This window comes from Oceanisphaera arctica (assembly GCF_002936955.1).
GTDB classification, from domain to species: Bacteria; Pseudomonadota; Gammaproteobacteria; order Enterobacterales; family Aeromonadaceae; genus Oceanimonas; species Oceanimonas arctica.
Window position 1 is genome coordinate 1 of record NZ_MPZM01000034.1, and the last position, 25,166, is coordinate 25,166.

Below are 25,166 nucleotides of genomic sequence, written 5' to 3' on the forward strand. Positions count from 1 at the left end.
TCGACGGCTGCAACTTTGGGCTCGACGGCTGCAACTTTGGGCTCTACGGCAGGGGCCTTGGTGGCTTCCTGCTGCGGCGCGGCGGCTTGTCTCGCCGGTGCCGGTGCGGCTTCAATTTCAGCTGTTTCCGAGGCAACCCACTTTTCTTCACCCTGAGAGGCGATCAAGGCAGCGATGCTGTCCTGACGACGCCGACGGCGGCTGTCTTCATTGATCCGCTTGCGCTTGGGCATGCCGCCGCCACGCTGGTGATGAGTGGCTGGCTTGTCGGCTACATTCTGCTCGGCCTGTGCTGCAACGGACTCCTGTGTGCCTTGGGCTGGCGTTCTGCCTGCTCTGTGGTGGTATCAGTCGGGCGGGCTTCGCTGCCGATGCGTACCTGCTTACGCATCTTGCGCCGCTGACGGCGCTCGGCGACGGTCTGCTCTTTCTGCTCGGCTTCCTGAGCAGGCTGCTGTTGCTGCTGTTGCTGCTGCTGTTGTTGAGGTTGCTGAGGCTGAGGAGCCGGAGCCGGAGTCGGCACCAGCTCGACGGCGGCGGTCTCTTTTTGCTGTTGCTGCTGAGGCTGCTCGCGGCGCGGCTTGCGACGTTCACGACGCGGTCTGTCAGTCTTGGCCTCGCTCTGAGGTTGTGCCTGAAGCTCGGCTGCAGCCGCCGGAGCGGCTTTGTTGCTGCGGTCTTCATCCCGCGGTTTGCGGCTGTTGCGCGTGTTACGGCGATCACCACGATCACGGCGCTCGTTACTGCGATCCTGATTGCGCTCGTTGTTGCGTGCCTGGCGGGCCGGCTTTTCGACCGGCGTCGGTGCAGGCGTCTGCTGAGGCTCGGCAGATCCCTTGAACCAGCTAGCCAGGGCGCAGAACATGCGGCTCAACAGGCCGGGTTCGGCGGCAACGGGAGCGGCAGTCGCGACTTCGGCTTTAGCCGCAACCGGTGCTGGAGCGGGAGCCGGAGTAGGTGCCGGTGCAGTAAAGCCCTGCAGTGCAGGTTGCTCACTCTTGGCAGCGGCCTGGCCCTGACGGGGGCTATAAGCCGGCTTTTCGACGGTGGTTTTCAGCGCAAAGCTGGAGACATTTTCTTCATCACCGCTGCGAACCCGGGCTACGTCGAAATGTGGCGTTTCCAGCTGTTCGTTGGGGATGATGTAAATCTCTACCTTGTAGCGATTTTCCAGCCCGGCAATGGACTTGCGTTTTTCGTTGAGCAGATAGGCGGCCACATCGACCGGCACCTGGGCATGGATCTGACCGGTGTTGTCTTTCAGCGCTTCTTCTTCAATCAGACGCAGAATGGCCAGTGCCAGCGATTCGTTGTCGCGGATGGTGCCCTGGCCCAGACAGCGCGGACACACATGGGTGCTGGACTCGCCGAGGGAAGGGCGCAGGCGCTGACGAGACATTTCCAGCAGACCGAAGCGGGAGATACGACCCAGCTGAATGCGGGCTCTGTCCTGGCGTACCGCATCGCGCAGACGGTTCTCTACTTCGCGCTGGTGGCGTACCGGGGTCATGTCGATGAAGTCGATCACCACCAGGCCGCCAAGGTCACGCAGGCGTAGCTGACGGGCAATTTCTTCCGCTGCTTCCAGGTTGGTCTGCAGCGCGGTTTCCTCGATATCACCGCCCTTGGTGGCGCGAGAGGAGTTGATGTCGATGCTGGTCAGTGCTTCGGTCGGGTCGATAACGATGCTGCCGCCGGAGGGTAAACGCACTTCGCGCTGAAAAGCCGACTCGATCTGGCTTTCAATCTGGTAGTGGCTGAACATGGGCACGTCGCCGTCGTACAGCTTGACCCGGTTGACGAAGTCGGGGCGAACCAGCTCGATATGCTGCTTGGCACGCTCGAAAATCACCGGGTTGTCGATCAGGATCTCACCGATGTCACGACGCAAATAATCGCGGATGGCGCGCACGATGACGTTGCTTTCCTGATGGATCAGGAAAGGGGCGCTACCGCCTTCGGCGGCTTCCTGAATGGCGGTCCAGTGAGTCTGCAGTACGTGCAGATCCCACTCCAGCTCTTCGCCGGACTTGCCAACACCGGCGGTACGCACGATCAGACCCATGCCGTCAGGCAGCTTGAGGTGAGCCAGGGCTTCTTTGAGCTCGGTACGTTCGTCACCTTCGATACGGCGAGAGATACCACCGGCGCGGGGGTTGTTGGGCATCAGTACCAGATAGGAGCCGGCCAGGCTGATAAAGGTGGTGAGGGCGGCACCCTTGTTGCCACGCTCTTCTTTATCGATCTGAACGATGACTTCCTGACCTTCCTTGACCACTTCCTTGATATTGGGGCGGCCCTGATAGCTGTAACCGGCGGGGAAGTAGTTGCGGGCGATTTCCTTGAGGGGCAGAAAACCGTGACGGTCGGCGCCGTAATCGACGAAGGCGGCTTCCAGGCTGGGTTCTACCCGGGTGATCTTGCCTTTATAGATGTTGGCTTTCTTTTGCTCGTGACCGGGACTTTCGATATCCAGGTCGTATAGTTTTTGCCCATCCACCAGGGCTACACGCAACTCTTCTTCCTGGGTTGCGTTGATTAGCATTCTTTTCATTGAAGACTCTTTTATAAAGTTTTTTACTGTTTCGACAGTGTTGGTATCCCCTGGTCCACCGTGTTATTCCGACTGACACCGGCCTCGAGTCTGTGAGCGTAATGGTTACAGCCTCCCGGCTGGGTACGCATGAGGCGCTTATTCAGGTGTCTTTCACGATAAGGGGGGAGCCCAAAGGTCGCGAATAAAACGGAAAACCAGGGGTATTCAGGGTGCGCCCTCCGATCCCGGAAAGCACGAAAAACGGAGTCATTATCACACTTTAACTACAACCTTAGCAAGACGCCTTTTTTGCAGCCAAAGGACGCTGGCTGGTGTTAGAATAACGGCCATGAAACAAGAACAACACAGCGTGCGGCTGCTCACCATAGAGGCTGAGCATGAAGGGCAGCGCATAGACAATTATTTACGGACTCAGCTTAAAGGCGTTCCCAAAAGCCTGATTTATCGAATTTTGCGCAAAGGCGAGGTAAGAGTTAACAAAAAGCGCATAAAACCAGAATATAAACTGCTGGCCGGTGACGTGATCCGGGTGCCGCCGGTGCGGGTGGCGGAGCGTGAAAATACGCTGCCATCGGCCAAGCTGAACCAGGTGCAGTCTCTTGATGCCGCCATCATCTATGAAGATGATGCATTGCTCGTGCTGAACAAGCCCTCGGGCATAGCGGTACACGGCGGTAGCGGCCTGAGCTTCGGCGTGATTGAAGGCTTGCGGGCGCTACGGCCCGAGGCGCGCTTTCTCGAGCTGGTGCATCGGCTTGACCGGGATACCTCCGGCATTCTGCTGGTGGCCAAGAAGCGCAGCATGTTGCGTAGCCTGCATGAGCAGCTGCGTGAAAAAACCATGGACAAGCATTATCTGGCACTGGTGCGCGGCCAGTGGCAGCCGCATCAGCAGGTGGTGAAGGCCCCGCTGAAAAAGAACGAGCTGGCTTCGGGTGAGCGAGTGGTGCGGGTAGATAAAGAAGGTAAGCCTTCGGAAACCCGCTTTCGCATCATACAGAAATTCACCGGGGCGACCCTGGTGGAATGTAGTCCGGTTACCGGACGTACCCACCAGATCCGGGTACATACGCTGCATGCGGGTCATCCCATTGCCGGTGACAACAAGTACGGCGATCAACTGTTTGACGAGAAAATGACCGGGATGGGGCTGAAACGACTGTTTTTGCACGCCTGCCGGATACGTTTTTTCCATCCGGGACGAGAAGAGAGCATGGTACTGGAAGCCCCTCTGGAGCCGGCACTGAAAAAGCTGCTGACCCGAATGGCGCAATCATGAAGTACCAGTTGGTTATCTTCGACTGGGACGGCACCCTGATGGACTCGGTGGCGCGCATTGTGTCCAGCATGCAGGCGGCGGCGCAAGATTGTGCTTTGCCGATACCCACGGCGGCGGCGGTGCGCGATATTATCGGGCTCAGCCTGCACAAGGCGTTTCCGGTGCTGTTCGGGTCGCTGACGGCCGTTGACGAGGCGGCCCTGCTGGCGGCGTATCGCCGTCATTATCTCGAGCTGAACGAGACGCCGTCTCCCTTGTTTACCGGTGCGGCGGAGATCATCAAGGGCCTGCATCGTGATGGTTACCGACTGGCGGTGGCCACCGGTAAACAGCGGGTGGGGCTGGATCGGGTGCTGGCAGAAACCGAGCTTGGGGCGTATTTTCACGCCCTGCGCGGGGCGGATCAGGCCCAGTCCAAACCCCATCCGTTGATGCTGGAGCAAATTCTGGACGAGCTGAAGCTGAGCCCGGCCGAGGCGGTGATGGTAGGGGACTCGAGCTACGATCTGGCGATGGCCGAAGCCATTGGCATGGACAGGATTGGCGTGACCTATGGTGTGCATGATGACACTAAGTTATGCCAACATACCCCGTTGGCCCTGATCGATGATATCCGCCAGCTTCCCGGCTGGCTTTAAAACAACAGTGATTGGGGAATAGGGACTGGAGACGGGCAGCAGTTGACTTCAGTTTACCTATACCTGATGTTTTTGTAGGCCCGAATTCATTCGGGCGATCCTGCCATAGATAATGGGATCGCCCCGTTGAAACGGGGCCTACAAAAAGCGCTTCGTCTGATATTGTATTGCCGTTCCCATACACCAGACGGGGAATGGGCAAACAAACCCGCGAGCGGCTCGGGCTGCTTCCAGCTTAACGCTTACGGCTTCCAGCTTTTTTGTTTCAAGGTATCTCCACTTCAAACTGTGAGAGCAGCTCTACCAGGGCGATCAGCGGCAATCCTACCAGGCTGTTGGGATCCCGACCCTCCATGCGCTCGAACAGGCTGATGCCAAGTCCTTCGCATTTGAAGGCGCCGGCACAGTCCAGCGCGGGCTCTTTGTTCAGGTAGCGGTCAATCTGCGCCTCGCTCAAGTTCCGAAATACTACCGAGAACGGCTCGACCATCGAATGCAGGCGATCGCTTGCCGCATCGAGTACCGCCAGACCGGTATAAAAGGTAATGCGTTGCCCACTGGCGTCCAGCAGCTGTGCCCTGGCCCGTTCCAGCGTTCCGGGTTTACCCAGAATCTGTCCCTGATTGACACACACCTGATCCGAACCGATGATGAGCCCCTGAGGATACAGGGTCGCGACGGCACGGGCTTTTTGTTCGGCCAGTCGCTGCACCAGGTCGGTGGCGGATTCGTCGGGCCGGGCTGTTTCGTCTATGTCCGGGCTGCAGCTTTGAAAATCGAGTCCCAGCTTGTGCAGTAGCTGCTGGCGGTAAGGGGAAGAGGAGGCGAGTATGATTCTGGCCATTGGGCACCTTCGTCTGCTTGAAACAATAGAAAATAAGAGGGCTGCCATTGTAGTCGTCGCAGGAAGTGCCGTCACGGCCGGAGGCTCGGATGCTTGCCGGTTATTCTCCTGCAGAACACTTTTCCCTTTGACTCCAGGGGCCTGTCGCTATAACATGCGCGCCTTATGGAAAAGGTAAAGTTGCCCATTAAGGTTGATCCCGCTCGCTGCTCGCAAAGTCGTCTTGTATATCAAGGTGTATTTGCTGCGGCTCTGATGCCCAGACTGCAGGATTCAACCCAAGGTATCCATGGTGATATCGACGTGTCTCTGAACTTTGGTACAGATGCCCAGGGGCTGCGCGTGATGTCGGGCCAGGCCCGAACTCAGGTGTCGCTCCAGTGCCAAAGATGCAATGAGCTGTTTGATACCACTATAGAATCCGAATTTACATACACGCCGCTACGTGCAAATGCAGAGGCGCCGGAGTTGCCGGAAGACTACGACACTATTGAAGTGGATGAAGTTGGCGAAATCAACCTGGCTGAAATCATAGAGGATGAACTTATCCTTGGTTTACCGCAGATACCGACTCATGAAAATGAGCAGTGTTCCCAGGGTAAATTTGATCAAAGTTTTGGTGATATCCCTACCGCCGAAGAGCGTCCGAATCCTTTCGCGGTTCTGGAAGAACTAAAACGTAAGTAACTGATTTAGGAGTGAGGTCAAATGGCCGTACAAAAGAGTAAAGTATCTCGTTCACGTCGTGGTCAGCGTCGCTCACACGATGCACTGAGCACCGCTGCTCTGTCTGTGGATCAAACCACTGGTGAACTGCATCGTCGTCACCACGTGACTGCCGATGGTTTCTACCGTGGTAAAAAGGTAATCGCCAAGTAAGGGTTACCTTTTGCCGCAGCTGACCGTTGCGTTAGATATGATGGGGGGCGATCATGGCCCTTCGGTTACAGTGCCTGCCGCCGCGCAGGCACTGTCGCTTCTGCCTGATCTCAATCTGGTTCTGTTTGGCCTCGAGGCCGAGCTTTCTCCCTGGTTACGCCGCTTTAAGCTGGACTCTCATAGCCGGGTGTGTGTGCAGTATTGCAGCCAGCAGGTGGGAAACGAACATAAAGCCGCTTATGCCCTGCGTCATCTGACCGACTCTTCCATGCGCAATGCGCTTGATGCCCTGGCATCAAGGCGGGCGCACGCTTGCGTCAGCGCCGGTAATACCGGTGCCCTGATGGCAATGGCAATGAAAACGCTCAATACCTTGCCCGGAGTGGACCGACCCGCCCTTATCACTCGAATGCCACAGGCCGGCGGTGGCTATGCGCTGTTGCTGGATGTGGGAGCCAACCTCTGCTGCGGGGCGGAACAACTGGTGCAGTTTGCCCTCATGGGAGAGCAGGCGGCACGACATATCCTGGGTATCAGCCATCCCCGCATCGGCCTGCTGAATGTCGGCGTCGAAGCCAACAAGGGTAATGAGTCGGTTCGCGAGGCGGCGCAGCGTTTGCAGCAGGTAGAAGGGTTGCACTATACCGGTTATGTGGAAGGGGATGAGCTGTTTTCTGGTCGCGTCGATGTTATCGTATGCGATGGTTTTGTCGGCAATGTGGCCTTGAAAACCAGCGAAGGGGTAGCGCGGCTGTTACTCGGACAGCGACAACAGCGCGGTTTTTTAAGCAAGATGCTGATGCTTTGGTTAAAAAAACGGCTTTCCCATCTGAACCCCGACCAGTATAACGGCGCAAGTCTGATAGGATTGCGCGCCAGTGTGGTCAAGAGCCACGGGAGTGCCGGCTCACCTGCCTTCTTAAATGCGATCTTGCAGGCCGTTTCCGAAATTGAACATGACCTGCCCGCGAGCATCGCGCATCGTTTTGATACTGCCCCTCGGGACAGTCACGCAAGATAACGCCTATGAACAGTAGAATATTGGGAACTGGCAGCTACCTGCCAGAAGCGGTACGTACCAATGCCGACCTGGAACAAATGGTAGAAACCAGCAATGACTGGATCGTCGAACGTACCGGGATCCGGGAGCGTCGCATCGCCGGGGCGGAAGAAACTGTCGCCACCATGTCTTATGGCGCCGCCTTGCGCGCCCTGGAAGCCGCCGGCATCGAAGCGCAACAGCTGGACATGATAGTGCTGGCCACCACCAGTGGCGATAATGCCTTTCCGGCCGCCGCCTGTGAAGTTCAGGCCATGCTGGAAGTGCCGGGCATTCCGGCCTTCGATCTTGCCGCCGCCTGTGCCGGGTTCAGCTATGCCTTGAGCGTGGCCGACCAGTTTATCCGCAACGGCCAGGCCCGTCATATACTGGTGATCGGTGCCGATGCGCTGTCACGCATGTGCGAGCCGGGCGATCGGTCTACCATTATCCTCTTCGGCGATGGTGCCGGTGCCGTGGTGCTGGGCGCAAGTGAAGAGCCGGGTATCTTGTCCACACATCTGCATGCGGACGGCCGCTACGGCGAGTTGCTCAAGCTGCCACAGCGTCAGCGCGGCGTGAGCGGTAGCGAGATGGATGCCTATATGAGCATGAAGGGTAACGAAGTATTCAAGGTCGCGGTTTCGCGCCTGAGTGAAATCGTGACCCAGACCCTGGCAGCCAACGGCATCGACAAGTCCGAGCTGGACTGGTTGGTACCGCATCAGGCAAATTACCGTATTATCAATGCCACCGCGCGCAAGCTGAACATGTCGCTGGACCGGGTGATCCTCACCCTGGACAAGCACGGGAACACTTCGGCGGCCAGTGTGCCCATCGCCCTCGACGAGGGGGTGCGGGATGGCCGCATTCAGCGAGGCCATCTGGTGCTGCTGGAAGCCTTCGGTGGCGGTTTCGCCTGGGGCTCGGCCTTGGTTCGCTTCTAAAGATAGTTTCGTTTTTAAAGACAGATGCGCTTTTAAACAAGGACAGACAATGACATTTGCCATTACCTTTCCCGGACAGGGATCTCAGGCGGTGGGCATGCTTGCTGGCGTGCTGGCCGAGCATGATATCGTGAAACAAACCTTTGCCGAGGCGTCCTCTGCTCTGGGCTACGATGTGGCCGAGCTGGTACTGAATGGCCCGGCAGAAGATCTGAACAAGACCTGGCGCACCCAGCCGGCCTTGCTGACCGCCTCGGTCGCCTTGTGGCGTCTGTGGCAACAGCAGGGCGGTGCCCAACCTGCCGTTATGGCCGGCCACAGCCTGGGCGAATATTCGGCGCTGGTCTGTGCCGGGGTGCTGAGCCTGACCGACGGCGTCAAGCTGGTCGAATTGCGTGGTCAGCTGATGCAGGAAGCCGTGCCCGAAGGTACCGGCGCCATGTCCGCCATCATCGGTCTGGACAACGACACCATTATTGCCAACTGCGCCAAGGCGGAAGAGGGTGAAGTGGTGTCGGCGGTGAACTTCAATTCACCCGGTCAGGTAGTTATCGCCGGTAACAAGGCCGCGGTAGAGCGTGCCAATGTGCTGATGAAAGAAAGCGGTGCCAAACGTGCCTTGCCGTTGCCGGTCAGCGTGCCTTCTCACTGTGCGCTGATGCGTTCGGCGGCAGAGCAGCTGGAGCAGACCCTGAGCGAGATGACGTTCAATGAGCCGGCGGTTCCGGTGATCAACAACGTGGACGTCAAGATGGAAACCTCGGCGGCGGCCATCAAGGACGCCCTGGTGCGTCAGCTGTACAGTCCGGTACGCTGGACCGAAACCGTGGAAACCATGGTAGGGCAGGGCGTGACCCTGGCGCTGGAAGTGGGTCCGGGCAAGGTCTTGTCCGGTCTGGCCAAGCGTATCGACAAGCGGGTTGAAGGCCTGGCGGTCAACGATGATACCGGCCTGCAGCAAGCACTGGCAGCTGTTACAGCCTGATAATATAGAAGCGTCGGAAATAATGGCGAAAAGTCAGGCCTGCTGATGACAGCACGCCGACTCGCCGTAAACCCGTCCTTGGGGGCTCGACGGCGCCATCTGACCGCCATGGATGGCGGAAATGTCGAAAATGCAGGAGCATTTTTTCGACCCTGGCGCCAACGGTCGGCTTTGCTTTCATCAGCAGGCCTTTCCCGGACGTCGAGCGCGTTTTGAAAAAAGACGAAGGAGTCACTATGAGTTTTTCCGGTAAAGTGGTACTGGTCACCGGCGCGAGCCGGGGTATCGGTCGGGCAACCGCCGAGCTGTTCGCCAGCCGTGGGGCGACCGTTGTTGGCACCGCCACCAGCGAGAAGGGCGCCGAGGCGATCAGCGCTTATCTGGGCGACAATGGCGCCGGTCTGGTACTGAACGTGACCGATGTCGAGTCCATGAATCAGCTGCTGGAAACCATCAAACAGCGTTATGGCGATATCGATGTGCTGGTTAACAATGCCGGCATCACCCGCGATAACCTGATGATGCGCATGAAAGACGACGAGTGGCAGGATATTCTGGATACCAACCTGACCTCGGTATTCCGTCTGTCCAAGGCGGTGCTGCGGGCGATGATGAAGAAACGTCATGGCCGCATCGTGACCATCGGCTCTGTCGTGGGCACCATGGGTAATGCCGGTCAGGCCAACTATGCGGCCGCCAAGGCAGGACTCATCGGTTTCAGCAAGTCACTGGGTCGTGAAGTGGCGTCTCGTGGCATTACCGTCAATGTGGTGTCACCCGGATTTATTGAAACCGACATGACGCGCACATTGAATGAAGAGCAAAGGGCCGCTATCTTGTCACAAGTTCCGACACAACGTTTGGGCGACCCGAAAGAAATTGCCTCTGCTGTGGCCTTTTTGGCTTCGGATGAGGCCGGTTATATCACCGGTGAAACGCTGCACGTAAATGGCGGCATGTACATGGTGTGATGAAAATCTCCACAGTTAGGGGCTATTTGGCGGAAATTGCGACATATTAAGCAGTTTTTCTGGTTTGACCAGACTCAAATAGTCTTGCAAACTACGGTTAATTTAATACACTACCGCAACGACACGCACTTGCGTATTTCTAAAGGATAATACTGGTCATGAGCAACATCGAAGAACGCGTAAAAAAAATCATCATCGAGCAACTGGGTGTTAAAGAAGAAGAAGTTAAATCTGAAGCCTCTTTCGTTGATGATCTGGGCGCCGACTCCCTGGACACCGTTGAGCTGGTAATGGCTCTGGAAGAAGAATTCGACACCGAAATTCCTGACGAAGAAGCTGAAAAAATCACTACCGTTAAAGCGGCAGTTGATTACATCAACGCTAATCAGGAATAATAAACCTGTACCGAAGTGGCAGTCGCCACTTCGGTTCTTTCCCCGTTTTAACCCCCATTCGGAGACGCTCCTGTGTCCAAACGCAGAGTCGTGGTGACTGGCCTCGGTATGCTCTCTCCTGTCGGTAACACGGTCGATGCCAGCTGGCAGGCCCTGTTGGCAGGCCAAAGCGGCATCAGTAACATTGAGCACTTTGATACTACCGATTACAGCACCAAATTCGCAGGCCTGGTCAAGGACTTCGATCCCGAAGCTCATGGTATCGCCAAGAAAGAAGCCCGTAAGATGGATTTGTTTATCCAGTACGGGGTGGCGGCCGGTTTGCAGGCCATGGCAGATTCTGGTCTTGATATAACCGAAGCTAACGCCGATCGCGTTGGTGTATCCATTGGCTCCGGAATCGGTGGTCTGGGTCTTATAGAGCAGAACCATACCAACCTGATGGCCAGTGGGCCTCGCAAGCTCAGCCCGTTTTTTGTACCGTCCACCATCATCAATATGGTGTCCGGTCATTTGTCGATCATGAACGGCCTGCGTGGTCCTAATATCGCGGCGACCACCGCCTGTACCACTGGTACTCACAGCATTGGTCTGGCTGCACGCATGATTGCCTACGGTGACGCCGACGCCATGCTGGCGGGCGGTACCGAGAAAGCATCTACCACCATGGGCATGGGTGGCTTTGCCGCTGCCCGTGCTCTGTCGACCCGCAACGACGAGCCGCAAAAGGCGAGTCGTCCCTGGGACAAAGAGCGTGACGGCTTTGTGCTGGGTGATGGTGCCGGTGTGATGATGCTTGAAGAGTATGAGCACGCCAAGGCGCGTGGCGCCACTATCTATGCCGAGCTGGTTGGCTTTGGCATGAGTGGCGATGCGCACCATATGACGGCACCGCCCGCCGACGGCAGCGGCGCTGCCAAGGCGATGGCCAATGCCATCAAGGATGCGGACATCGCTCCCGAGCTTATCGGTTATGTCAACGCGCACGGTACTTCCACTCCACTGGGTGATGTAGCCGAGCTGCGTGGCATGAAAACGGTATTTGGCGAACATGCCAATCAGCTGATGATCAGCTCGACCAAGTCGATGACCGGTCACCTGCTGGGTGCCGCCGGTGCCGTGGAAGCCATTTTCAGCGTCCTGGCGTTGCGTGATCAGATTGCGCCCCCCACTATCAATCTGGATAACCCGGATGATGAGTGTGATCTGGATCTGGTGCCCCATCAGGCCAAGAAAGGTCAATTCGAGTATGCCTTGTCCAACTCCTTCGGTTTTGGCGGCACTAATGGCTCATTGATTTTCAAACGCATATAATGGCCTTTTGGCCAATCCCGAGCCCGGCCTTAGCGCCGGGCTTTTTTATTGGGTGATTATGCAGACCATTCTCACAGACACCACTTTTGCAAATACGATTGCAAACACGGATCCACTGCTGGCCCTGAGCCGGGCCTGGCAGCTGGGCGATGCGCACTTCAGTACCCTGCATGCCAGGGCAGGCCAGCTATGTCACTGGCCCTATCATCAGGCCAGATTGATGGATGCCTGCACCCGGTTGCAGATGCCGATGCCGGACTGGAACGCGCTTTATGCGGCGGCGCAGGCGACCTTGAATGGCAGCGATCAGGTGTTGCGTATCACTTTGGTGCGTGGCCCCGGCGCCCGTGGCTACGGTATCGCCGGCTGTGGTGAGACCACCGTGGTGCTGAACAGCTCGCCTTTTCCCGCACATTATTATCAATGGCGGGAGCAGGGCATCGCCATTGGCGTGTGTGCCGGCCGTCTGGGGCAGAGCCCCTTGCTGGCGGGGCTGAAAACCGTGAATCGTCTGGAGCAGGTGATGCTCAAGGCCGAGCTGGAGGCGAACGACTGGCCGGAGGCGGTGGTGCTCGATGCCGAGGGCCGGGTGATGGAGGCGGTGACCGCCAACCTGTTCTGGCGCGAAGGCGAGCAGATTTATACGCCGGATTTGTCGACGGGCGGTGTTTGCGGTACCTTGCGCGCCTGGTGTTTTGATCATCTGGGTGAACGAGTGACGGCGACAGATGCCAGGTTACCCCGGCTGCTGGCGGCCGACGAAGTCTGGTTGACCAATGCACTGATGGGCGTGGTGCCGGTGACGGCGATTGGCGAGCGGCGTTTTTCATCCGACTTTATCATGGTGAAGGAATTACAGCAGGCTTATGAAGAAACTGAGTAAATGGTGGGGCCGTCTGTTGCTGGCTGCGGCGCTGAGCCTGGGCGGGCTGGGCCTGTATGGTTTTCAGCAATGGCAACAACTGGAGCAGATGACGATTGCCTCTGCCGATGAACCCTTGTTTGTTGTCGCGCGTGGAGAGACCAGTTTCAGACTGATCAATCGGCTGAGCACGAAGCCGGTACCCGAATTGTATCGTCGGCTGTGGTTGCGCTTTCATCCCGAGTTGGCGGCGGTACGCCAAGGCACCTATAAATTCGAGCTGGGCACCCGACTTCGTGATGCGCTGATGACCATAGTCAACGGTGATGTTTATCGGCTACAGGTGACTCTGGTGGAAGGACTTCGTCTGAGCGATTGGCAGCAACGGTTGGCAGAGGCGGAATACCTGGAGGTAAAACTGGCGGATCTCGATGAAGGCGAACTTGCCGAGCGGCTGGGGGTGGAGCGGAGCAAGCTGGAAGGCCTGTTATTGCCCGAAACCTATAGCTATACCCCGGGTGATACCGATGTGTCCATTCTGCAGCGGGCCCATCAGGAGATGGAACGCTTTCTGGCCGACGCCTGGGCCACACGGCAACCCGGCCTGCCCATAGAGACGCCTTACGAGGCGCTGATCCTCGCCTCCATTATCGAAAAGGAAACCGGCATCGCCGAAGAGCGACCGTTGATTGCCTCCGTCTTTATCAACCGCCTGCGCCGTGGCATGAGGCTGCAGACCGATCCTACCGTCATCTATGGCATAGAGGACTATGACGGCAACATCCGCAAGCGTGATTTGCAGACCCATACGCCTTATAACACCTACATGATCGACGGGCTGCCGCCCACGCCCATCGCCATGCCGAGCAAGGAGGCCATCATGGCTACCCTGCAGCCGGAAGACAGCAAATACTATTATTTCGTGGCCATGGGCGAGGGCCGTCATTATTTTTCCAAGTCGTTGCGCGAACACAATAACGCCGTTCGTCGTTATATTTTGAAAAGGTAGAAGATGAGCCAGTTTATCGTGATTGAAGGGCTCGAGGGAGCCGGAAAAAGTACCGTGCAACGTCATGTGGTGGCCTGGCTCGAGGCCCGTGGACTGTCGGTGATGAGTACCCGCGAGCCGGGTGGCACACCGTTGGCCGAAAAGATGCGCACTTTGGTGAAAGAGGTGCACGAAGAGCCGCTGAGCATGGAGGCCGAGCTGCTGCTGATGTATGCAGCCCGGGTACAGTTGGTCAAGAATCGCATACAGCCGGCACTGGCTGCCGGCACCTGGGTGGTGGGGGACCGGCACGACTGGTCTTCTCAGGCCTACCAGGGCGGCGGTCGGGGTATCGATGCCGGGCTTATCACTCAGATAAAACAAGCGGTGTTGGGCGACTTCGGGCCTGACTTGATCCTGTATCTGGACATAGATCCGGCTCAGGGGCTGGATCGGGCGCGGGTGAGAGGCGAGCTGGATCGCATCGAGCAGGAACAGCTTGGCTTTTTTGAGCGTACCCGAGCCCGTTACCTGGAGCTGGCACAGGATAACCCCGACTGCGAGCTGATTGATGCCAGCCGGAATGAAGCCGAAGTAAAAGCCGCGGTATTGGCCTGTCTGGAGCGCCGCCTGTGTATCCCTGGCTAAGCGGACAAGAGCAGCAGTTGACCGCCCTGATACGTCGGCGGCAACTGGGCCATGCGCTCTTGCTGAAAGGGGTGGCAGGTACTGGCAAGCGCGAGTTGGCGACAGAATTGGCTCGCGTTTTATTATGCCAACATACAACTGTTGCATCAAACGAGCAGCCCGCTCCCTGCGGGCACTGTCATTCCTGTCAGCTGATCAAAGCCGGCAATCATTCGGATCTGCATGTGGTCACCGGTCAGCAACGTAGCATAGGGGTGGATGCCATCCGCCAGTTGACTCAGGTACTGAGTGAAAGTGCCCGCCTGGGCCACGGCAAGGTGGCTGTGATCGAGCAGGCGGACAAGATGACCGAAGCTGCCGCCAATGCGCTGCTGAAAACCCTGGAAGAGCCGGCGGGGGAGGCGACCCTCTTGCTGACAAGCGCTCATCCCGAGCGGCTGCTTCCGACCATTCGCAGTCGCTGCCAGCAATGGCTGTTACCGGTACCCGAGTCTGATGTGGTCTTGCGCTGGTTGTCCGATCAGGGACTGGAGCCCAATCTGGCGGCCCTGAATGTCAACCAGGGCTCACCGCTCGGTACCCGGGATTATCTGGCCGCCGGTACCGACAAGCGCCGGCAGGAGCTGTTGCAGCAGTTTGCCCTTCTGGCCAAACAACCGCAGACCCTGACCTCGGTGCAGAGCGGCCTGCTGGAGCAGCCGGTGCATTTGCTCTGGCTGCAGCTGTTACTGCAGGATGCGCTGCAGCTGGCACTGGGATTATCCTCGACCGGATTACGTCTGGTCGACAGCGAAGCTCTGTGTCGAACCCTGAGCCAGCTTGGCCCGGAGAGACTCAATCAGGCGCTGACCGGTTTGCTGCAATTACGCCAGACCCTGCAGCCCGGTGCCGGCAGGCCGGTGAATGCGGGTCTGCAACTGGGTCAGTGGCTTAACGACTGGATGATTAATATAAGGTGAGGAGTGAAGTTACACCCCCCTTCACGCCTCACTCCTCACACTTCACCCCTCACGATTTATTCAAAGGAGACGGTTTTGCTGGTTGACTCCCATTGCCATCTGGACAAGCTAGAATACGGAAAAAAACACCGCGATATGGCCGACGCCGTTCGCAAGGCCGCCAACCGCGGCGTCGATCATATGCTGTGCATCAGCGTAGGGCTGTCATCTTTTCCCGCCATGCTGGAGGCGATAACGCCTTTTCCCCAGGTATTTGCCTCCTGTGGCGTGCATCCGTTGCACCATGACGATGAACCCAATGATCCGGAGCTGTTGCTGCAGCTGGCGGCGCATCCGAGGGTGGTGGCCATCGGCGAGACCGGACTCGATTATTTCTATGCTCCGGAATCCGCCGAGTTGCAGCGTCGTTCGTTCGAACAACACGTGGCTGCGGCGGTGGCGCTGAACAAGCCGTTGGTGATCCATACCCGTCATGCCCAGGAAGATACCCTGGACATTCTGCGCCGGGGCGGGGCCGAGAAGGTGGGGGGCGTACTGCACTGCTTTACCGAGTCGCTGGAAATGGCCGAAGCCGCCATCGAGCTGGGGTTCTATATCTCCATCTCCGGCATCGTTACCTTCCGCAGCGCCGAGGCTCTGCGCGAAGTGGTCAAGGCGCTGCCGCTGGAACGGCTGCTGGTGGAAACCGACTCGCCCTGGCTGGCTCCGGTGCCGTTTCGCGGTGAAGAAAACGAACCCGCTTATACTCGCACCGTGGCGGAGTTTATCGCCGAGCTGAAAGGCGTGTCGGTGGAGCGAGTGGCCGAACAGACCACCGCCAATTTCTTCGAGTTGTTCAAGCTGGCCAAGCCGGTTAATCGCTGAAAACAGGGGGAGGCGTGAGAAAATAAGCGCCGAACTTCAAGCACCAGGCTAAAGACAAACACCCAAGGCCAATAATCGTCATACCGGGCTTGCCCCGGTATCTCTTTGCAAATAACACCCAAACCGAAACAAGATCCTGACGTTCGTCAGGATGACTGCTTTTGGTGAGCTCGGCGCTTGGCGATGTTCTTCACCCCTCATCCCTCCCGTTTCACCCCTCACAGTTTCCTTTCTATCTGCCTGTCCTCTATAGTAACTCTAGTTTCAATTGTGTCTTTTTCGGGAGGTGATGCTTTGCTTGCCTGGCATTGGTGGCTGATTGCCGCCTTGTTGTTATTGTTAGTGGAATTACTGGGCACCGGTTTCTTCGCTTTTGCATTTGGATTGGCGGCACTGGCGGCCATGGTGGTCGCCTGGCTGGATGTCGGCGTCACTTGGCAGTGGTTTACCTTCGCCCTGGCGGCGGCGCTATTGGCGCCGCTGCTCAAGCGGCTGTTTCGTCGCTTTGCGCCGTCGCAGCGAACCAGTTTTCTCGCCGGAGAGAGCCATCAGCAGCTGGGAGAGATAGTACAGCTTGCTTCCGGCGACTTTCGTCTCAAGCTGGAAGGTGACTTGTTTCTGGTTCGCAGTGCCTCGGGCGCGCCATTATCGGTTGGCGATCGGGTGCAGATCCGCCGCTTCGATGGCATTACCGCCATCATAGATTAAAGAGGGAACTTCAATGGATGCGATGTTAATAATTGCTCTGGTATTTACCGTATTGATTCTGGTGCTGATCATCAAGGGCCTGATGATCATACAGCAGTCGGAAGCCGTGGTGATCGAGCGCCTTGGCAGTTATCAGAAAACCCTGAGTCCGGGCGTGAACTGGATTATTCCTCTCGTGGACAAGCCCCGTTCGATCAAGGTGCGACGCTATCAGGCCATCGGCGGAGAAAACGTGGCGGTAGTGCAGGAAGAAACCCGCATCGACCGGCGCGAGACGGTACTCGATTTTCCCGGTCAGTCGGTGATCACCGCCGACAACGTCAGCGTGACCGTGAACGGTGCCCTCTATTTTCAGGTGATCGATCCCGAGCGTGCCGTCTATCAGACCGAAAACCTGATCCAGGCTATCGAGATTCTGGCCAAGACCTCCTTGCGTTCGGAAATGGGCAAGATGGAGCTGGACAAGCTGTTCGAGTCGCGTCAGGAAATCAACGACAAGTTGCAGCTGGTGATGGACGAGGCGGGCAACAAGTGGGGCGTCAAGGTTACCCGGGTGGAGATACAGGACATACTGATCCCGACCGAAGTCGAAGATGCCATGCGTAAGCAGATGGCGGCCGAGCGGGAACGTCGGGCCCTGGTCTTGCGCGCCAGCGGTGAACGGGAAGCGGCCATCGCCAAGGCGGAAGGCGAGAAGCGGTCCAGCGTTCTGGTGGCAGAGGGGAAGAAAGAGGCCGCCATCCTGATGGCCGAAGGTCAGCGTCAGGCCATCGATCAGGTGCTGGCCGCCGGCAACGAAAAACTGGATCCGCAACTGGTGGTGGGTTATCTGCTGGGATTGGAATATCTGAAGACGCTGCCGGAAATCGGCAAGGAAGGGGATCGTATCTTCTTGCCGTTCGAGGCCAGCAATGTACTCGGTGCGGTAGGCAGCATCGAAGCCCTGCTCAAGGGCCCGTCAAAATAAACCAGGATGAATAAATCTGGATTAACGGGAAGCGCAGGCTTCCCGTTTTATTTCTGTCACAATTAAACATAATCATACTGGTGACGCAGTATCACCAAGCCCAGTAAATAATTAGTAATTGCGGTTTTACAGCTCAGAGGCAACAGGGTTGCCTCTGTATGAATCGGAGCTATCTGTTGGCGATATAAACAAGTAGCACCGGAGCTTCAAGGAGGATAAAGGGATCTGCTCCGCCGACCTTCTGTTTCAGGGATGAAACAGAGAGCGTACATGGACGTATTCATAGCGAGTCGGCGGAGTGGGCCCTTTGTCCGATGAGCCAGAGAAAGTGAAATAGCTCAATGTTTTAATGGAATAGGCATCAATCACTCTCGCACAGCAGTCGGTAGGCCAGCATTGATAGCAGGGCGCAGCCGCTCATGGTCAGCAGCATATACAACGGCGAACTGTCGGGCAGGGCGGCCACCACTGCGCCCACCATGGCGGCGATACCAAAGCGCAGAGTGCCGGCCAGCGATGAGGCGGTACCCGCCAGATTCGGCAGGCTGCTGAGCAGGCTGGCCATGGTGTTGCTGCCGATGGTGGAAATGACGCCGACATAGAGCATGATGGGCGCCACCACCGACCAGAGCCCCCAGCCCATCAAGGGCCCTACTGGCATCAATAACCCGGCCAATAGCTGCAAACCGAGCGCCAGCCGCAGCATGGTTCGTGAGCCCAGTCGGCGTACCCATTTTCCGTTGAGGGTGGTGAACAGCATCAGGCTCAGTACGTTGAGCCCGAACAGATAACCGACATGCTGAGGAGACACCCCGTAGAGTTCTATATAGATAAATGAGGCGCCGGTGAGGAAGGCAAACATGCCGGCAAAGGAAAAGGCGGCACAAAGCATGAAGCCGAGGGCCTGGGGGGTGACGAGCAAACGCAAGTAGCTGCGTAAAATTGAGGCCAGATGCAACGGCTGCCGGCGTTCCGGCGTCAAAGTTTCCGGTAGTCGCAGGCTGCATATCAGGGCTATCAGGGCGGTAAATCCGGCCAGCACCCAGAATATGGAACGCCAGCCAAACCAGTGAGCCAGATGACCGCCTAGCATGGGGGCTATCAAGGGGGCCAGGGTCATCACCAGGGTGATATAGGACATGGTGCGCGCAAAGTCTTCCCGGTCGAACAAATCGCGTACCAGTGCCTGTACCACTACCGCCGAGGCGGCGCCGGCAAAGCCCTGGGCCGCTCTAAGCCAGGTTAGGCTCTCGACGCTGGTGGCCAGGGCACAGAGCAGGGCGGCCAGCATGAAGATCAGCATGCCGCCGAGCAGTACCGGGCGGCGTCCGTGGGCGTCAGAAAGCGGGCCAAACAACAGCTGTCCGAGGGCAAAGCCGCCGGTGTAGGCGGCGAGGGTGGCCTGTACGCGATGGGAGTTACTGGATAGTGCCTCGGCGATGGCCGGCATGGCCGGCAGGTACATATCGATGGCCAATGGGGTGAGGGCAGAAACGGCGCCCAGCAAGATAATCAGCGGTAAGGTGGCACTGGATGACATAACGCAGCAGGTTCCTCCGGAGCAACAACCTGGCTCCGAGCCGGCTGTTGTTGCAAGAAAGTCATTGTCATTATTGGTAAAAAGTGACCAAAAATAACAAACAAAAAAAGCCAGGTACCAAATCCATGTACCTGGCCTAGGGGAATGGCTCATTTCTGAGCCGTGCGCTAGTGTGAAGGCACCAAAGTAGGCGCACTTCGATTAAACTATCGGCCAGAATACGCCCACTCGCCAGAAACTGGCCGAAAAAGTTGCCCATTCCCATTAAAACGACCGGGTTCAGCCATCATAACGGGAATAACGGCGTTGCATAGACCGGGGTGGCGGTCACGATTACGGCTTGCAACCGGGATGACATAATATTACTGTATATACATACAGAATAGGAGTCAGTTATGGCAGTCAAAATACAGTACCTGGTGGTAAGAAACGGAATCGATAAAATGACGTTTACCAATAAAAAAGACGCAGATGCCTATGATCGTCTGCTCGACTTGGCCGAGCACCTCGATGATCTGCTGGCCGACGCCCCGGTCAGCCTGAATGAAGCCGATCGCGAAGCATTGTCCCTGTACCTGGCACAGCATCAGGATCAGTTGAGTGGACCTAAAAAGAAACCGGCAAAAAAAGCCGACAAGGCGTCGGACAAGTCTGAGGCCGCTCATTCTACCGATAATGACGACGATATTCAGGCCGTCGCCTGAGTTGTAGTTGTGCCCGAAGAGTGTGAGGTAAATCGTCACCTCACACCTCACACCTCACACCTTACATTTCACCACGGGCTAATAATACAGGGTGCGGTATAAACCGGGCTGCTCCAGCAGCTCGTGATGGGTGCCCGACTGGCTGATTTTGCCGTCTTCAAATACCAGTACCCTGTCCGCCTGTCGCACCGAGCTTAAGCGGTGCGCCACTATCAGGGTGGTTCTGCCCCGCAAAAAATCGGCCAGCGCCTGATGCAGCTTTTGCTCGGTTTCGGTATCCAGCGCCGAGGTGGCTTCATCCAGGATCACGATGGCCGGGTTTTTAAGCACCATGCGGGCAATGGCCAGTCGTTGCTGCTGCCCCCCCGACAGCTTGACGCCACGCCGCCCCACCTGGGTATCCAGTCCTTGCTCCATGGCCGCGATCACCTCGTCCAGCTGCGCCACCCGGAGTGCCTGCCACAGTGCTTCATCGTCATGCATATCGCCCAGACTCAGATTTGACCGTACCGTATCGTTAAACAGTATCGGCTGCTGCAACACCGTGGCCACATGCTCACGAATGGTCGGAAAGCCGATGTCTTTGCTGCTGACATCGCCGAAACGGATGTCTCCGGCATCGGCCGGATACAGACCCAGCAGCAGCTGAATAAAGGTGGACTTGCCGCCGCCACTGGCGCCAACCAGCGCCACTTTTTCTCCGGCCCGGATCTGCAGGCTGACATCATCCAGAACCTTGCGCTCGCCATTGTAGGAAAAACTGAGCCCTGTCACCGAAATCGGCAGGGTAGTGGCCCCCTCGAAGGGATTGACGCGGCCCGGATGTTCGGGCTCGCCTCCCAGGGCCAGCATGCGGTTGATACGCTTGAGCGCGGCGGTGGCGGCATAAAAGGAATACTGCATGTTGAGCAGGTCCTGCACCGGTCCCATCATGAACCACAGGTAGCTGAACACCGCAAAGATCTGGCCTACGGTCAGATCGGTATAGAGCACCATGATCATGCCGGTGGCCCGAAACAGCTCCACCCCGGACAAAAACAGCAGGAAACTGGCACGCCCGGCAGCTTCGCTCTTCCAGGCGTAGTCGATGGCGGTATCGCGCACTCCGCGAGCCCGGTCGATCACCCGCAGCATATAGTGGCGTTCCCGGTTGGCGGCTCGAATTTCGTGAATGCCGTCCAGGGTTTCCACCAGTGCCTGCTGAAATACCTCGAAGGCGCTGTTCTCGTTTCGCTTCAGGTGCTTGACCCGGGATCCCAGGCGGCTGGAAAAATACACTACCACCGGGTTGAGCAGCAGAATAAAGAGCCCAAGCTGCCAGTTGAGCAGCAGCAACACCACAGCCGTGCCGACCACGCTAAATATGCTGATCAGCAAGCGGCTCAGGGTTTCACCCAGAAATTTATCCAGGGTTTCTACATCGGTAACAAAGTGCGAACTGACGCTGCCGGCCCCGATGGACTCGAAGGCGCGCAAGGGCGTTCGAGTCAACTGGCGAGCCAGCCGTCGACGGATCTGAAAGGTCAGGTGCTTGGCCACCCGGGCAAACTGACGGCCCTGAATGATGTTGAACACCAGTGACAGGCTGCGCAGCAGCAGGGTGATCACCAGCACCGCCAGAATGTAGCCGACACCGGTCTGCCAGGCCGCGGGCAGCAGCCAGTCCAGGCCGCTCAGCAGATGGCCGGGGCTGTCGAGCAGCACTTCATCGACCAGCAGCGGCATCAGCAAGGGCACCGGCACCGCCAGCAGGGTGCCGCACAGTGCAAACAGGTGAGCATAAATCAGCAGGGAGCGATGGCGCTGCATCATCCGAATGATGTTCGGCCACTGCAAAAGCGAGGCATTCAGCGTTTTTTTATCCATCAATCACCATCATCGGGTTTTCATTTGGGAAAAGGGCAGGTAAGTTAAGCAAAAATTAACGGTGCTCTGTATTTTATGTCTGAAAAGTCTGCATTTTACCAAAGCCTCACCGCTCAGGCACTTGCCCTGTGCGAAGGGGAGCCTAATCGTATTGCCAAGCTCGCCAACCTGTCTGCCCTGCTTAACCTGGCACTGGAAGACATCAACTGGGTGGGTTTTTATCTACGCGAAGAGGACACCCTGGTGCTGGGGCCTTTTCAGGGCAAGCCGGCTTGCATCCGGATCCCGGTAGGCAAGGGAGTCTGTGGTACCGCCGCGGCCACCGGCCAGGTACAGCGGGTTGCCAATGTACATGAATTTTCCGGCCATATCGCCTGTGACGGGGCCAGCAATGCAGAAATCGTGCTGCCGCTGGGTCAGGGTGATGAGGTATGGGGCGTGCTGGATATCGACAGCCCCTCTTACGGGCGTTTTGATGAAGAAGATGAAGCCGGTTTGCGGCACTGGGTAGCCGCTGTGTTACCCCTGCTGTAACGCCGGGGTCGCTTTTGTCTGTGTGCGCTTTATAATATGCATGTTTCAATGGGCGCTGCGCCCTTAGGTCTTATCACCAAGGTATTTCATGGAAAACTCGGAAAAATTGAAGAACAGTAAAGAAGTCATCGCCTATCTGGCCGAATGCTTCCCCCAGTGCTTTGTAGCGACCGGCGAAGCCAAACCGCTGAAAATTGGTATTTTTCAGGATCTGGCCGGCCGTCTGGCGGAGGATCCCAAGGTATCCAAGACCCTGCTGCGCACGGCGTTGCGTCAGTACACCTCCAGCTGGCGTTACCTGCACGGCCTTAAGGCTGGCCAGACACGGGTAGACCTGGACGGTGAAGCTTGTGGTGAGCTGACCCAGGAGCATGTCGATCATGCCAAGGGTGCGCTCAAGGAGAGCAAAGAAAAGGTGTTTGGCCCGCGCAAGGACAAGCCTGCCGCCAAAAAGCCCCGGCCCAAGCCCCGTAAGGTGGATCCGGCGGCACTGACTGTAGATCAAAATGTCAAAGTATTGCTGGGCAAGTCACCGGTTCCCGCTACGATTAAAGAAGTGACTCGTGATGATGTTCAGGTGGAACTTAAAACCGGCATGTCCATGCGCGTCAAGTTTGAGCATCTTATTCTTTAAGGAGTAGGGTTTGATCAGTCACGGAATTCGTTTGTCTCTGGTAGCCGCCGGTATCATGGCCGCAGGAATCGCCTGGGCGGTACCGCCGGCCATCGATGCCTCCGCCATTCCTGTTTTGGCACCGGAAAGTCAGCATGCGGCTGCCAGCAAGCGGGTTACCGCGCTGTTCACCCGTTCTCATTACCGCCAGTTTCAGCTTGATAATGCCTTCTCGGAAGCGATCTTCGATCGCTTTATCGAAAGTCTGGATTACAGCAAAAACATCTTTACTCAGGCCGATATCGCCCGCTTCGAGCGCCACCGCGACGAGTTTGATGATGCGCTGAGAGCCGGCCGGCTCGACATTGCCTTCGATATGTATAACGACAGTCTGCAGCAACGCTATCAGCGTCTGGTGTATGCACTGTCGTTACTCGATACGCCCATGACCTTCGACGGTCAGGAGCAATATCAGTTCGATCGTCGCAAGGCCGACTGGCCCAAAGACCATCAGGAACTCGACCACCTCTGGTCTCAGCGAGTCAAATACGACGCCCTGAGTCTGGCGTTGACCGAGAAAGACTGGGACGAGATCCGCGATACCCTGGGCAAGCGTTATAACAACGCCATCAAGCGTCTGGCCCAGAGTGAAAGTGAAGATGCCTTCCAGAGCTTTGCCAATGCCTTTGCCCGTGCCATAGAGCCGCACACCAGTTATCTCAGTCCTCGCAATGCCGAACGTTTCGAGACTGAAATGAACCTGTCGCTCGAAGGCATCGGTGCCGTACTGCAGGCCGAAGACGACTACACGGTGATCCGCTCTCTGGTGCCTGGCGGTCCTGCCGCCAAGTCCGGTGAGCTGCAACCCGAGGATCGTATTATCGGGGTGGGGCAGAGTGCGGACAAGGTTACCGATGTGATCGGCTGGCGGCTGGATGAAGTGGTTGACCTGATCAAGGGCCGTAAAGGCACCCGGGTCTGGTTACAGATTCAGCGTGGCAAGGCGGTGACGGCGACGCCAAAAGTCATCGAGCTGACCCGTGATACCGTTCGACTGGAAGACAGGGCCGCCAGCGGCAAGGTATTGAAGATTGACGGTGAAAACATCGGCGTTATCGAAATTCCGAGCTTCTACGTCAACCTCAGCGCCGATGTGGCAGATGAAATCAACAAGCTGAAAATGAAGGGTATTCAGGGTCTGGTCATCGACTTGCGCGGCAATGGTGGTGGTGCCCTGACCGAAGCCTCGGCTCTGACCGGGCTCTTTATCGACAGCGGTCCTGTGGTACAGATCCGGGATGGCCTGGGCCGTATTTCGGTAAATGGTGACGAGGACGACATGCTGGCCTATGACGGGCCGATGACGGTGCTGGTTGATCGTTATTCCGCTTCGGCTTCCGAGATTTTTGCCGCCGCCATGAAAGACTATGGCCGGGCGGTGATCCTGGGTGAAAACACCTTTGGCAAAGGCACGGTACAGCAACATCGCAGCCTGTCGCGCATTTACGATCTCTATGAAAACCCCATGGGCTTTGTGCAGTTCACCATTGCCAAGTTTTATCGTATCAACGGTGGTAGCACCCAGAACAAGGGCGTGCAACCGGATATCCCGTTCCCGACACCCATAGTGGCCGATGAAACCGGTGAAAGCCTTGAGAAAAATGCACTGCCCTGGGATCAAATTGCCAGCCTCGACTTCAAGCGTATTCGGGATCTGACGCCGCTGCTGGGTCAGCTTCGTCAGCGCCATCAGGCTAGAATCGAGCAGGATCCCGAGTTTGTTTATGTCTTTGAAGACATCAAGGAATACAAGAAACTGAAAGACAAGGACTCGGTTTCACTCAATCTGAACGAGCGTAAAACCGAGATGGAAGAGCAGGACGCCAAGTCTCTGGCGCGTCTTAACGACAGGTTACGACGGGCCGGGCTGGATCCGGTCGATTCCCTCGATAACATCCCCAGCGATTTTGAGCCGGATGACGGCTATCTGAAAGAAGCGGCACGCATTACTGCCGATTTGGCCCGACTGCTTGGCTGAACCCCCAGCCCGGATCCGGTTTGACCG

The 25,166-nt window shown here is 57.2% G+C and carries 26 protein-coding genes; 21 read left to right on the top strand and 5 right to left on the bottom strand.

Annotated features, from left to right (window positions below; all coding sequences use genetic code 11):
• Positions 1-233 (bottom strand): hypothetical protein (locus UN63_RS17485; protein WP_244905181.1); only part of this gene is annotated, 233 nt, incomplete at its 3' end.
• A 38-nt stretch (positions 234-271) separates the two neighbouring features.
• Entirely contained in the window at positions 272-2,554 is a 2,283-nt protein-coding gene (rne, locus tag UN63_RS12860) for a ribonuclease E (protein ID WP_244905182.1), read from the bottom strand.
• Between the two features lie 331 nt (positions 2,555-2,885).
• Here rne and rluC point away from each other — a divergent pair, with 331 nt between their 5' ends.
• Both rluC and UN63_RS12870 read left to right on the top strand, forming a co-directional pair.
• A complete protein-coding gene (gene rluC, locus UN63_RS12865; protein WP_104487150.1) occupies positions 2,886-3,836 on the top strand; it encodes a 23S rRNA pseudouridine(955/2504/2580) synthase RluC in 951 nt (316 codons plus the stop codon).
• The gene (locus tag UN63_RS12870; protein ID WP_373294620.1) at positions 3,833-4,474 is read left to right on the top strand and encodes an HAD-IA family hydrolase; all 642 of its coding nucleotides are present in this window, start codon (positions 3,833-3,835) and stop codon (positions 4,472-4,474) included. Before rluC ends, UN63_RS12870 begins: the two co-directional genes overlap by 4 nt.
• A 265-nt stretch (positions 4,475-4,739) precedes the next feature.
• Here UN63_RS12870 and UN63_RS12875 read toward each other — a convergent pair whose 3' ends face one another.
• Complete coding sequence (locus tag UN63_RS12875) at positions 4,740-5,318, bottom strand: Maf family protein (RefSeq protein WP_104487152.1); 579 nt, start codon at positions 5,316-5,318, stop codon at positions 4,740-4,742.
• Positions 5,319-5,483: 165 nt separating this feature from the next.
• Here UN63_RS12875 and yceD point away from each other — a divergent pair, with 165 nt between their 5' ends.
• The 15 genes from yceD (at position 5,484) to UN63_RS12950 (ending at position 17,844) form a co-directional block, all read left to right on the top strand.
• Positions 5,484-6,005 (top strand): 23S rRNA accumulation protein YceD, encoded by a 522-nt coding sequence (yceD, locus tag UN63_RS12880; RefSeq protein WP_104487153.1) that lies wholly within the window; start codon positions 5,484-5,486, stop codon positions 6,003-6,005.
• Positions 6,006-6,026: 21 nt separating this feature from the next.
• Positions 6,027-6,197, top strand: coding sequence for a 50S ribosomal protein L32 (gene rpmF, locus UN63_RS12885; RefSeq protein ID WP_104487154.1), 171 nt, complete (start codon positions 6,027-6,029; stop codon positions 6,195-6,197).
• Between the two features lie 10 nt (positions 6,198-6,207).
• Positions 6,208-7,218, top strand: a complete 1,011-nt coding sequence (plsX, locus tag UN63_RS12890) for a phosphate acyltransferase PlsX (protein ID WP_104487155.1) — start codon at positions 6,208-6,210, stop codon at positions 7,216-7,218.
• Between the two features lie 5 nt (positions 7,219-7,223).
• Complete coding sequence (locus UN63_RS12895; RefSeq protein ID WP_104487156.1) at positions 7,224-8,183, top strand: beta-ketoacyl-ACP synthase III; 960 nt, start codon at positions 7,224-7,226, stop codon at positions 8,181-8,183.
• 49 nt (positions 8,184-8,232) lie between these two features.
• The gene (fabD, locus tag UN63_RS12900) at positions 8,233-9,168 is read left to right on the top strand and encodes an ACP S-malonyltransferase (protein WP_104487157.1); all 936 of its coding nucleotides are present in this window, start codon (positions 8,233-8,235) and stop codon (positions 9,166-9,168) included.
• A gap of 236 nt (positions 9,169-9,404) precedes the next feature.
• Positions 9,405-10,139, top strand: coding sequence for a 3-oxoacyl-ACP reductase FabG (gene fabG / locus UN63_RS12905; protein WP_104487158.1), 735 nt, complete (start codon positions 9,405-9,407; stop codon positions 10,137-10,139).
• 158 nt (positions 10,140-10,297) lie between these two features.
• Positions 10,298-10,534 (top strand): acyl carrier protein, encoded by a 237-nt coding sequence (acpP, locus tag UN63_RS12910; protein ID WP_086963052.1) that lies wholly within the window; start codon positions 10,298-10,300, stop codon positions 10,532-10,534.
• A 72-nt stretch (positions 10,535-10,606) separates the two neighbouring features.
• Complete coding sequence (gene fabF, locus UN63_RS12915; protein WP_104487159.1) at positions 10,607-11,848, top strand: beta-ketoacyl-ACP synthase II; 1,242 nt, start codon at positions 10,607-10,609, stop codon at positions 11,846-11,848.
• 58 nt (positions 11,849-11,906) lie between these two features.
• A complete protein-coding gene (pabC, locus tag UN63_RS12920; protein WP_104487194.1) occupies positions 11,907-12,731 on the top strand; it encodes an aminodeoxychorismate lyase in 825 nt (274 codons plus the stop codon).
• Positions 12,715-13,719 (top strand): endolytic transglycosylase MltG, encoded by a 1,005-nt coding sequence (mltG, locus tag UN63_RS12925; RefSeq protein WP_104487160.1) that lies wholly within the window; start codon positions 12,715-12,717, stop codon positions 13,717-13,719. Before pabC ends, mltG begins: the two co-directional genes overlap by 17 nt.
• Positions 13,720-13,722: 3 nt before the next feature.
• A complete protein-coding gene (gene tmk / locus UN63_RS12930; protein WP_104487161.1) occupies positions 13,723-14,346 on the top strand; it encodes a dTMP kinase in 624 nt (207 codons plus the stop codon).
• Positions 14,331-15,305: a DNA polymerase III subunit delta' gene (gene holB, locus UN63_RS12935; RefSeq protein ID WP_104487162.1), complete on the top strand. Its 975-nt coding sequence runs from the start codon at positions 14,331-14,333 to the stop codon at positions 15,303-15,305. Before tmk ends, holB begins: the two co-directional genes overlap by 16 nt.
• Before the next feature lie 75 nt (positions 15,306-15,380).
• Positions 15,381-16,169, top strand: coding sequence for a TatD family hydrolase (locus tag UN63_RS12940; RefSeq protein ID WP_104487163.1), 789 nt, complete (start codon positions 15,381-15,383; stop codon positions 16,167-16,169).
• 294 nt (positions 16,170-16,463) lie between these two features.
• The gene (locus tag UN63_RS12945) at positions 16,464-16,877 is read left to right on the top strand and encodes an NfeD family protein (RefSeq protein WP_104487164.1); all 414 of its coding nucleotides are present in this window, start codon (positions 16,464-16,466) and stop codon (positions 16,875-16,877) included.
• A 13-nt stretch (positions 16,878-16,890) separates the two neighbouring features.
• Positions 16,891-17,844: an SPFH domain-containing protein gene (locus tag UN63_RS12950; protein ID WP_104487165.1), complete on the top strand. Its 954-nt coding sequence runs from the start codon at positions 16,891-16,893 to the stop codon at positions 17,842-17,844.
• A 361-nt stretch (positions 17,845-18,205) separates the two neighbouring features.
• On the opposite strand, the gene UN63_RS12955 is transcribed toward UN63_RS12950, so the two are convergent.
• Entirely contained in the window at positions 18,206-19,384 is a 1,179-nt protein-coding gene (locus UN63_RS12955) for a Bcr/CflA family multidrug efflux MFS transporter (protein WP_104487166.1), read from the bottom strand.
• A gap of 395 nt (positions 19,385-19,779) precedes the next feature.
• Here UN63_RS12955 and UN63_RS12960 point away from each other — a divergent pair, with 395 nt between their 5' ends.
• Positions 19,780-20,088: a YebG family protein gene (locus tag UN63_RS12960; protein ID WP_104487167.1), complete on the top strand. Its 309-nt coding sequence runs from the start codon at positions 19,780-19,782 to the stop codon at positions 20,086-20,088.
• A 78-nt stretch (positions 20,089-20,166) separates the two neighbouring features.
• Here the strand turns inward: UN63_RS12960 and UN63_RS12965 are convergent, their stop codons facing one another.
• The gene (locus UN63_RS12965; protein ID WP_104487169.1) at positions 20,167-21,954 is read right to left on the bottom strand and encodes an ABC transporter ATP-binding protein; all 1,788 of its coding nucleotides are present in this window, start codon (positions 21,952-21,954) and stop codon (positions 20,167-20,169) included.
• Between the two features lie 75 nt (positions 21,955-22,029).
• Between UN63_RS12965 and UN63_RS12970 the strand changes: the two genes are divergently transcribed.
• The 3 genes from UN63_RS12970 to prc all read left to right on the top strand — a co-directional run bounded on the left by UN63_RS12970 (position 22,030) and on the right by prc (position 25,139).
• A complete protein-coding gene (locus UN63_RS12970) occupies positions 22,030-22,488 on the top strand; it encodes a GAF domain-containing protein (protein ID WP_104487172.1) in 459 nt (152 codons plus the stop codon).
• An 88-nt stretch (positions 22,489-22,576) separates the two neighbouring features.
• The gene (gene proQ, locus UN63_RS12975; RefSeq protein ID WP_104487175.1) at positions 22,577-23,122 is read left to right on the top strand and encodes an RNA chaperone ProQ; all 546 of its coding nucleotides are present in this window, start codon (positions 22,577-22,579) and stop codon (positions 23,120-23,122) included.
• Between the two features lie 10 nt (positions 23,123-23,132).
• A complete protein-coding gene (gene prc / locus UN63_RS12980) occupies positions 23,133-25,139 on the top strand; it encodes a carboxy terminal-processing peptidase (protein WP_104487178.1) in 2,007 nt (668 codons plus the stop codon).
• Positions 25,140-25,166 lie beyond the last annotated feature (27 nt).

What these genes read in the sequence shown, in the direction of transcription:
- rne (WP_244905182.1), bottom strand. Translation starts at nt 2,554, where the DNA reads ATGAAAAGAATGCTAATCAACGCAACCCAGGAAGAAGAGTTGCGTGTA.
- rluC (WP_104487150.1), top strand. Translation starts at nt 2,886, where the DNA reads ATGAAACAAGAACAACACAGCGTGCGGCTGCTCACCATAGAGGCTGAG.
- UN63_RS12870 (WP_373294620.1), top strand. Translation starts at nt 3,833, where the DNA reads ATGAAGTACCAGTTGGTTATCTTCGACTGGGACGGCACCCTGATGGAC.
- UN63_RS12875 (WP_104487152.1), bottom strand. Translation starts at nt 5,318, where the DNA reads ATGGCCAGAATCATACTCGCCTCCTCTTCCCCTTACCGCCAGCAGCTA.
- yceD (WP_104487153.1), top strand. Translation starts at nt 5,484, where the DNA reads ATGGAAAAGGTAAAGTTGCCCATTAAGGTTGATCCCGCTCGCTGCTCG.
- rpmF (WP_104487154.1), top strand. Translation starts at nt 6,027, where the DNA reads ATGGCCGTACAAAAGAGTAAAGTATCTCGTTCACGTCGTGGTCAGCGT.
- UN63_RS12895 (WP_104487156.1), top strand. Translation starts at nt 7,224, where the DNA reads ATGAACAGTAGAATATTGGGAACTGGCAGCTACCTGCCAGAAGCGGTA.
- fabD (WP_104487157.1), top strand. Translation starts at nt 8,233, where the DNA reads ATGACATTTGCCATTACCTTTCCCGGACAGGGATCTCAGGCGGTGGGC.
- fabG (WP_104487158.1), top strand. Translation starts at nt 9,405, where the DNA reads ATGAGTTTTTCCGGTAAAGTGGTACTGGTCACCGGCGCGAGCCGGGGT.
- acpP (WP_086963052.1), top strand. Translation starts at nt 10,298, where the DNA reads ATGAGCAACATCGAAGAACGCGTAAAAAAAATCATCATCGAGCAACTG.
- pabC (WP_104487194.1), top strand. Translation starts at nt 11,907, where the DNA reads ATGCAGACCATTCTCACAGACACCACTTTTGCAAATACGATTGCAAAC.
- mltG (WP_104487160.1), top strand. Translation starts at nt 12,715, where the DNA reads ATGAAGAAACTGAGTAAATGGTGGGGCCGTCTGTTGCTGGCTGCGGCG.
- tmk (WP_104487161.1), top strand. Translation starts at nt 13,723, where the DNA reads ATGAGCCAGTTTATCGTGATTGAAGGGCTCGAGGGAGCCGGAAAAAGT.
- UN63_RS12950 (WP_104487165.1), top strand. Translation starts at nt 16,891, where the DNA reads ATGGATGCGATGTTAATAATTGCTCTGGTATTTACCGTATTGATTCTG.
- UN63_RS12955 (WP_104487166.1), bottom strand. Translation starts at nt 19,384, where the DNA reads ATGTCATCCAGTGCCACCTTACCGCTGATTATCTTGCTGGGCGCCGTT.
- UN63_RS12960 (WP_104487167.1), top strand. Translation starts at nt 19,780, where the DNA reads ATGGCAGTCAAAATACAGTACCTGGTGGTAAGAAACGGAATCGATAAA.
- UN63_RS12965 (WP_104487169.1), bottom strand. Translation starts at nt 21,954, where the DNA reads ATGGATAAAAAAACGCTGAATGCCTCGCTTTTGCAGTGGCCGAACATC.
- UN63_RS12970 (WP_104487172.1), top strand. Translation starts at nt 22,030, where the DNA reads ATGTCTGAAAAGTCTGCATTTTACCAAAGCCTCACCGCTCAGGCACTT.
- proQ (WP_104487175.1), top strand. Translation starts at nt 22,577, where the DNA reads ATGGAAAACTCGGAAAAATTGAAGAACAGTAAAGAAGTCATCGCCTAT.